The sequence below is a fragment of the Ruminococcus difficilis genome, from assembly GCF_016680995.1.
Window position 1 is genome coordinate 1 of sequence record NZ_JAEQMG010000080.1, and the last position, 6,558, is coordinate 6,558.

The 6,558-nt window shown below is 54.3% G+C and carries 6 protein-coding genes; 3 read left to right on the plus strand and 3 right to left on the minus strand.

All coding sequences use genetic code 11. From position 1 onward, the window contains the following. Positions 1-1,733, minus strand: a 1,733-nt coding sequence (locus tag JKK62_RS08690) for a glutamine synthetase III family protein (RefSeq protein WP_201427573.1), incomplete at its 3' end; no start/stop codon positions are given. A 187-nt stretch (positions 1,734-1,920) separates the two neighbouring features. On the opposite strand from JKK62_RS08690, the gene rlmD reads away from it, so the two are divergent. From rlmD to JKK62_RS08705, 3 genes are read left to right on the plus strand one after another with little or no spacing between them, the layout of a single operon-like run. Next, a complete protein-coding gene (gene rlmD, locus JKK62_RS08695; RefSeq protein WP_186834231.1) occupies positions 1,921-3,087 on the plus strand; it encodes a 23S rRNA (uracil(1939)-C(5))-methyltransferase RlmD in 1,167 nt (388 codons plus the stop codon). Next, entirely contained in the window at positions 3,084-3,890 is an 807-nt protein-coding gene (locus JKK62_RS08700; RefSeq protein ID WP_201427574.1) for an amidohydrolase family protein, read from the plus strand. The genes rlmD and JKK62_RS08700 overlap by 4 nt, the downstream gene beginning before the upstream one ends. After that, on the plus strand, positions 3,887-4,606 hold the full coding sequence (locus JKK62_RS08705) for a TraX family protein (protein ID WP_201427575.1): 720 nt from the start codon (positions 3,887-3,889) through the stop codon (positions 4,604-4,606). The genes JKK62_RS08700 and JKK62_RS08705 overlap by 4 nt, the downstream gene beginning before the upstream one ends. A gap of 41 nt (positions 4,607-4,647) precedes the next feature. On the opposite strand, the gene JKK62_RS08710 is transcribed toward JKK62_RS08705, so the two are convergent. Together JKK62_RS08710 and JKK62_RS08715 are read right to left on the minus strand one after the other, a co-directional pair. After that, a complete protein-coding gene (locus JKK62_RS08710) occupies positions 4,648-5,466 on the minus strand; it encodes a hypothetical protein (protein WP_201427576.1) in 819 nt (272 codons plus the stop codon). 24 nt (positions 5,467-5,490) lie between these two features. Further along, the coding region (locus tag JKK62_RS08715) for a hypothetical protein (protein ID WP_201427577.1) at positions 5,491-6,558 on the minus strand (1,068 nt) is incomplete at its 5' end.

Genomic DNA, 6,558 nt, shown 5'->3' on the forward strand with positions numbered 1-6,558 from the left:
ATCATGGTCAGCGCCTCGATGTTGATCTGCTTGCAGTAGGTCTCAAGCTCGATCTCGTAACGTGCGCGGTACTCAGCCTCTGTTACGATCTTGTTCTTGACAAAGAGGTCGATATTCTTTCTGTCCAGGAAGTGCGCGAACGCGTCGGGCAGGGATTTGAGGTTGTAAAGGCCGCGCTTCTGAGCCTCCTCTACCCACTCGTCGGCGTAGTTGTCGCCGTTGAAGATAATGCGCTGATGCTCGGTGAGCACGTTTCTGACGAGAGAACGCACGGCTATGTTGATATTCTCAGCGCCCTTGAGCTCTACGTAGAACTGACTGAGCTCCTCGGCAACCATGGTGTTGAGCATGTAGTTGGGGCAGCCGATGTTGAGAGCCGAACCGAGTGCGCGGAACTCAAACTTGTTGCCGGTGAACGCAAACGGAGATGTGCGGTTGCGGTCGGAGGTGTCCTTCTTGAAGTCGGCGAGCACCTCAACGCCTGTTTCCATTCTCTCCTTGCCGTGGCTCACATAGTCCTCGCCGTCGATGATAGCCTGTACCATCTCGCCGAGGTCATCGCCGAGGTAAACGGACATGATAGCGGGCGGAGCCTCGTTAGCGCCGAGTCTGTGGTCGTTGCCCGCGGAAGCTACGGTAGCCCTGAGCAGATCCTGGTACTCGTCGACAGCCTTAACGACCGCCGCGAGGAAAAGCTGGAAGGTAACGTTGTTCTCGGGGTGTTTTCCGGGGCTGAGCAGGTTCTCGCCGAGGTTTGTGCTGAGCGACCAGTTGTTGTGCTTGCCCGAACCGTTGACGCCGGCGAAGGGCTTCTCGTGGAGCAGGCAGACAAGGCCGTGCTTTTCGGCGGTTTTCTGCATGATCTCCATTGTCAGCTCGTTGTGGTCGTTAGCAATATTCGAGGTTGTGAAGATGGGAGCGAGCTCGTGCTGTGAGGGAGCAACCTCGTTGTGCTTTGTCTTTGCGAGCACGCCGAGCTTCCAGAGCTCCTCGTCGATATCCTTCATGTATGCCGCGACGCGTGTCTTGATCGCGCCGAAGTAGTGGTCGTCAAGCTCCTGACCCTTGGGAGCCTTCGCGCCGAAGAGGGTTCTGCCCGTGAGCTTGAGATCCTCTCTCTGGTCGTAAAGCTCCTTGTCGATGAGGAAATACTCCTGCTCGGGTCCGACGGTCGTGGTGACACGGGTAACGTCGGTCTTGCCGAGAAGGTGGAGGATCTTGACCGCCTCGGTGCTCATGCGCTCCATCGAACGGAGCAGAGGAGTCTTTTTGTCGAGAACCTCGCCTGTGTAGGAACAGAACGCGGTGGGAATATAAAGAGAGCCGTCACGTACATACGCGGGCGAGGTAGGATCCCATGTTGTATAGCCTCTCGCCTCAAACGTCGCGCGGATACCGCCGCTCGGGAACGAGGACGCGTCGGGCTCGCCCTTGATGAGCTCCTTGCCCGAGAACTCCATGATTACGCCGTCGCCGTGAGGCTGAATAAAGCTGTCGTGCTTCTCGGCGGTAACGCCCGTCATGGGCTGGAACCAGTGGGTGTAGTGGGTAGCGCCCATTTCGATTGCCCAGTCCTTCATCGCCGCCGCAACTACGTTTGCAACGCTGATATCGAGCGGCTCGCCGTCCTGAATGGTCTTTTTGAGCGCTCTGTAAGTTGATTTGGGAAGTCTCTCCTGCATTTTTTTGTCGTTGAATACCATGCTTCCGAACATTTTGGGTACCTTAGACATAAAAAACTCTCCTAACTGATAATTTTTGTAATTTCAAAAAACAGGCGCCGCGGTTATTATCCGCAGCGCCTTTGCCGTCATTATTGTCAGTATATTCCCATTTATCTTTTTTGTCAAGCGTTTTTGCGGCTTGAAATTGAAGTCTGTTGATGATAGAATATAATCAGAAAAGAGCGGAGGAATTTTTATGGAAAAATCAACAACAGAGCGCTGCCCCGTCTACAAAAAATGCGGCGGCTGTCAGCTCGACACCGCCTATCCCGAACAGCTCGGGTTCAAACAGCGCAAGGTTGAACGCCTTCTTCGCCGTTTTTGCAAGGTCGCGCCTATTATCGGAATGGACAAGCCCTGTCATTACCGAAACAAGGTTCAGGCGGCGTTCTATACCAACAGAAGCGGCAAGATAATCTCAGGCGTGTACCAGTCCGGCACCCACCACGTTGTTGGCATTGACAGTTGCATGATTGAGGACAAGACCGCCGACAAAATAATCGTAGCCGTCCGAAAGCTGCTGCCGTCATTTAAGCTGACTACCTACAACGAGGACACAGGCAAAGGCTTTCTGCGCCATGTGCTCGTCAGACGCGGCTTTTCCACAAACGAGATCATGCTCGTGCTCGTAACGGGAACGCCTGTCTTTCCCTCAAAAAACAACTTCGTCAAGGCGATACTCAAGCAGTTCCCCGAAATCACGACAATCGTGCAGAACGTGAACAACCTCAGCACCAACCTCGTCCTCGGCGACAGACAAAACGTGCTCTACGGCAAGGGTTATATCGAGGATGTGCTCTGCGGCTGCCGCTTCAGAATCTCACCAAAGAGCTTCTACCAGATCAACCCCGTCCAGACCGGGGTTCTGTACGGCAAGGCGATCGAGTTCGCTCAGCTCAGAGGAGATGAAACCGTGCTCGACACCTACTGCGGCATTGGTACGATCGGAATCGTCGCCGCCAAAAACGGCGCGGGCAGGGTGATCGGAGTCGAGCTTAACGGCGACGCCGTCCGCGACGCGATAACGAACGCCAAGCGCAACAGCCTGAAAAATATCCGCTTCTACAAGGGCGACGCGGGTGAGTTCATGGAATCCGCCGCCGAAGAGGAAGAGCGTCCCGACGTTGTGTTCATGGATCCGCCGAGAGCGGGCAGCAGCGAAAAATTCCTGCGCTCACTGATAAAAATGTCGCCCGAAAGGGTCGTTTACGTAAGCTGCAACCCCGAAACCTTAGCGCGCGACCTCAGATTTCTGAGTGAAAACAGCGATTATAAGGTAAAGAAAATACAGCCTGTAGATATGTTTCCTCACACCGAACACATCGAATGCGTGGTACTGCTCACAAAGGAGGCAAAGAAATGATTATCGATACCCATGCGCACATAGGAACGCTCCCGCCGTTTGACATGACGATTGAGCAAGTTCTCTATTCAATGGACAAATACGGAATTGACTTCACAATTCTCAGCAATATCGAAGGCGCCGAAAACGACCATCAGCAAAATCCCGTTCCGCCGCCGTACTCAAAGCCGCAGAATCAGCTCCTGCGCGAAACGATAGACGCCGTGCGTCCGTATCCGGACAGGCTCGGAATCATGCCGTGGCTCCGTATCCAGCACGAGCTGCCCGACGAGGAATTTGTTTCACTTCTCAAGGAGAACCACGATATAATCTACGGCATAAAGCTGCACCCGTTCCACTCGCTGACCGCTCCCGACGAGGAACGCCTTGAACCGATTTACCGCCTTGCCGCAGAATTCGAACTGCCCGTCGCGTCACATACGGGCGGCTGTGAACAGGCGATGTCGCCTCACCTCTACAACGCCGCGAAGCGCCACCCCGAGGTGAAATTCATCATGGTGCACATGGATTTGGGCACCGACAACTCCGTCGCCCTGGATTTGCTCGGCAAGCTGCCTAACCTCTACGGCGACACAACATGGGTTCCGGTGAGCACCACCGTCGAAGCGATACGCCGATACGGCAGCGAAAAAATGCTCTTCGGCACCGACAATCCGATTGACGGCAAGGACACCCTGCTCCACAACCGAACAGGAGACCGCTCGCTGTACCAGCAGTACTTCAACGAGCTCAAAGAGCTGATTTCTGCCGATGACTACGCAAATCTCATGTACAAAAACGCTCAGAGGCTGTTCGGGCTATGATACGGCAGGACTTCATTCCCGACCGTTTCAGGGTGCTCAGCGGAAGCATGCTCAAGCTGATCGCCGTGGTTTCGATGTTCATAGACCACGTCGGCGTGCATCTCGTTGACCAAAGCATAATACTGCTTCAGTTCGGCACGTACAAGCTGACGCTGTACCGCCTTATGCGCGACCTCGGGCGGTTTGCATTCCCGATTTTTTGTTTCCTGCTGATTGAAGGCTTTCTGCATACGCGCAGCAAAGTCCGCTACGGAATCAGTCTTGCAGTTCTGGCGGTCATCTCGGAAATACCCTTCGACCTCGAGCACAACGGCACGCTCTTCTATTCGGAACAGAACGTCTTTTTCACCCTGCTGCTGGGATTCCTCGGGCTGTGTGCGATCGCCCGTTTCCGCGAAAAGCCTTTATTTGCGTTTCTCTCTCTTCTCGGGCTAATGGTGGTCAGCTACTATCTGAATGCGGATTACTGGGTACAGGGCTTTGCCTTCATCATTCTGCTGTACGCCCTGCGCGAACAAAAGCTGCTGCGGATCTTCAACGCGTTTTTGCTCAACAACTTCCGCTTTGTCATGCTCGCGTTTTTGCCGATCGCGCTGTACAACGGCAAGCGCGGCTTTATCCGCGGGGCATTTCTCAAATACCTGTTCTATCTTATTTATCCGCTTCACATCTTCATAATCTATCTTATCAAGCTGAACCTCGTCGGCTTTGAATAGAAAAAACGTCCCTGATAATCAGAGACGTTTTCTTTTACTGTTTACTTGTATCTTTTGCCGTTGCGCGGGGTCTTTTCCTTTTTTGCGGAAGGCTTGTAGCCGTCGTCGTAATCATCATTCGCGCGGTAATAGCCGCCCTGCGCGCTGTTGGAGCTCATTGCTGTTTTGAGCTTTCTGCGGCGCGAAACAGCCGAGGCAATCAGATAAATAAAGCCTGCGAGGCTGAGTGCGAGACATGCTGCTCCCGCAATGATGATCCAGTGACCGTTATCCTCTTTAGCGGTGTTCTGCTGAATGAAGGTAAAGTCGCCGCTGCCGTCGTCCTCGCCTGCGGTATTACCGGCGTTTTTGAGCTTTGCCGCGATATCTCCCCAGTCGTTGGATGACAGGGTCTTGTCGTCAACCTTCTTGTCCTTTGTATCGTAGAGCGCCGCTGACGGTGCTGTACTCTGAGGGGGCTGATAGCTCTGGCCGCCGCCGACATATACGTCCTGCGGGCTGCTGAAAACATTGCCGTCGCTGTCGACCCAGCCTGAGCCGTTGTTGCCTGTACCGCCGCCGGTATTGTCACCGGTATTTCCGCCGGTGTTGCCTCCGGTATTGCCTCCGGTGTTGCCTCCGTCGTCATAGGGCTCGGGATTGTACGGATCGGGATTATACGGCGGATCTGTTACCACAGGTTCGGGCTCGACCGGCATATCGGGATATGTCGGTTCGGGCTCGGGATTGTACGCGGGCTCGGTGTAACCGGGATCGGGATTAGGCTCGACGTCCTCGGCGTAAACCGAGATTGCGCCGAACGCGCTGAACAGGAATACTGCAGTCAGAATAGCTGCGATTACTTTTGTATGTCTGCCCATAAAAACCTCCTTTTGAAAGGTCTGTTACTCCCCGGCGGTGGTTTCTTCCTCCGCGGAGGTGGTTTCCTCAGCCGCTGTGGTAGGCTGCTCGGCTACAAAGAACATCTTGGGATCGTAGCCGTCTACGGCTGAGTTCTTCTCGTAATCGAGGTCCTCAACAATCTTCTTGAGGTAATCCTCGAAATCGTCTTTCTTCATGGTATTGAGAACGCCTGCGCGGTTAGTCTCGCTCTCGAGGTAATCCTTGGCGGAATCCGCGCTGTTTCTCTTGTAAACAAGGTAGAGCATGCCTGAATCACCCTCGCCTACCTTTACGGTGACAGCCTTGTTGTTGCCGAGCTCCTTGAGCGCGTCCTTGATCTGGTCGCCTGCCGAAACGTTCTCGAGCTGCTCGGTGTTGTCAACAGCGGGGCTCTGGCTGAGCTCGTGCTTCTCGGTGTATTCCGATACAACGTCGTCGTAGGACTTGCCGTCGTCGATATCCTTTACATAGCCCTCAAGCTCAGAAGTGTAGTCTGCGATTTTCTCATCGCTGAGAGCAACGTTCTTGGACTCGCCCGCCTCGTCGGTTGAAGCCTCGTAAAGCTGAACGGGAATGTAGCTGTAGTCAACGTAGTTCTCGATGAAGTAATCCTCGAGCTCGCTGTCGGAAACCTCCTGGGAACCGCCCTCACCGTAGAGCTTTGCGAACAGAGCACTGTAGTTCACGGAATACTGCGAGGTGCAGTAACGGAAGCTGTCGTAGGAGATGCCGTAGGGCTCAAGCTCCTTGCTCATCGGCATGATGTAACCGTAGTTTGCGTACTGACCGACATTCCAGTAGGTCTTTGCCTGCTCGTCGGCAGCCTGCTGGGTCGCCTCGTCAACAGACGCGCCTTCATCCTTCATGCCCTTCTCTACCGCGAGGAAGTTGAGGCACTTCTTCTGTGCGTCGTCCTTGATCCACTGGCGGGCAACTGCGGTGTTGCCGTCATCGTCGGTGATTTCGAGGTCGAGCCACTTGTCGTTGGTGCCGTCGTAGTCGTCAAGCTCCTTTGCCTTTGTCTGAGCCTGCTGGTAAGCGAGGTCAAGGCAGTAGATGTACACGCCGAT

Excerpts from the sequence above, each read along its gene's own strand:
- JKK62_RS08700 (WP_201427574.1), top strand. The coding sequence starts at position 3,084 with ATGATTATCGATACCCATGCGCACATAGGAACGCTCCCGCCGTTTGAC.
- JKK62_RS08705 (WP_201427575.1), top strand. The coding sequence starts at position 3,887 with ATGATACGGCAGGACTTCATTCCCGACCGTTTCAGGGTGCTCAGCGGA.
- JKK62_RS08710 (WP_201427576.1), bottom strand. The coding sequence starts at position 5,466 with ATGGGCAGACATACAAAAGTAATCGCAGCTATTCTGACTGCAGTATTC.
- rlmD (WP_186834231.1), top strand. The coding sequence starts at position 1,921 with ATGGAAAAATCAACAACAGAGCGCTGCCCCGTCTACAAAAAATGCGGC.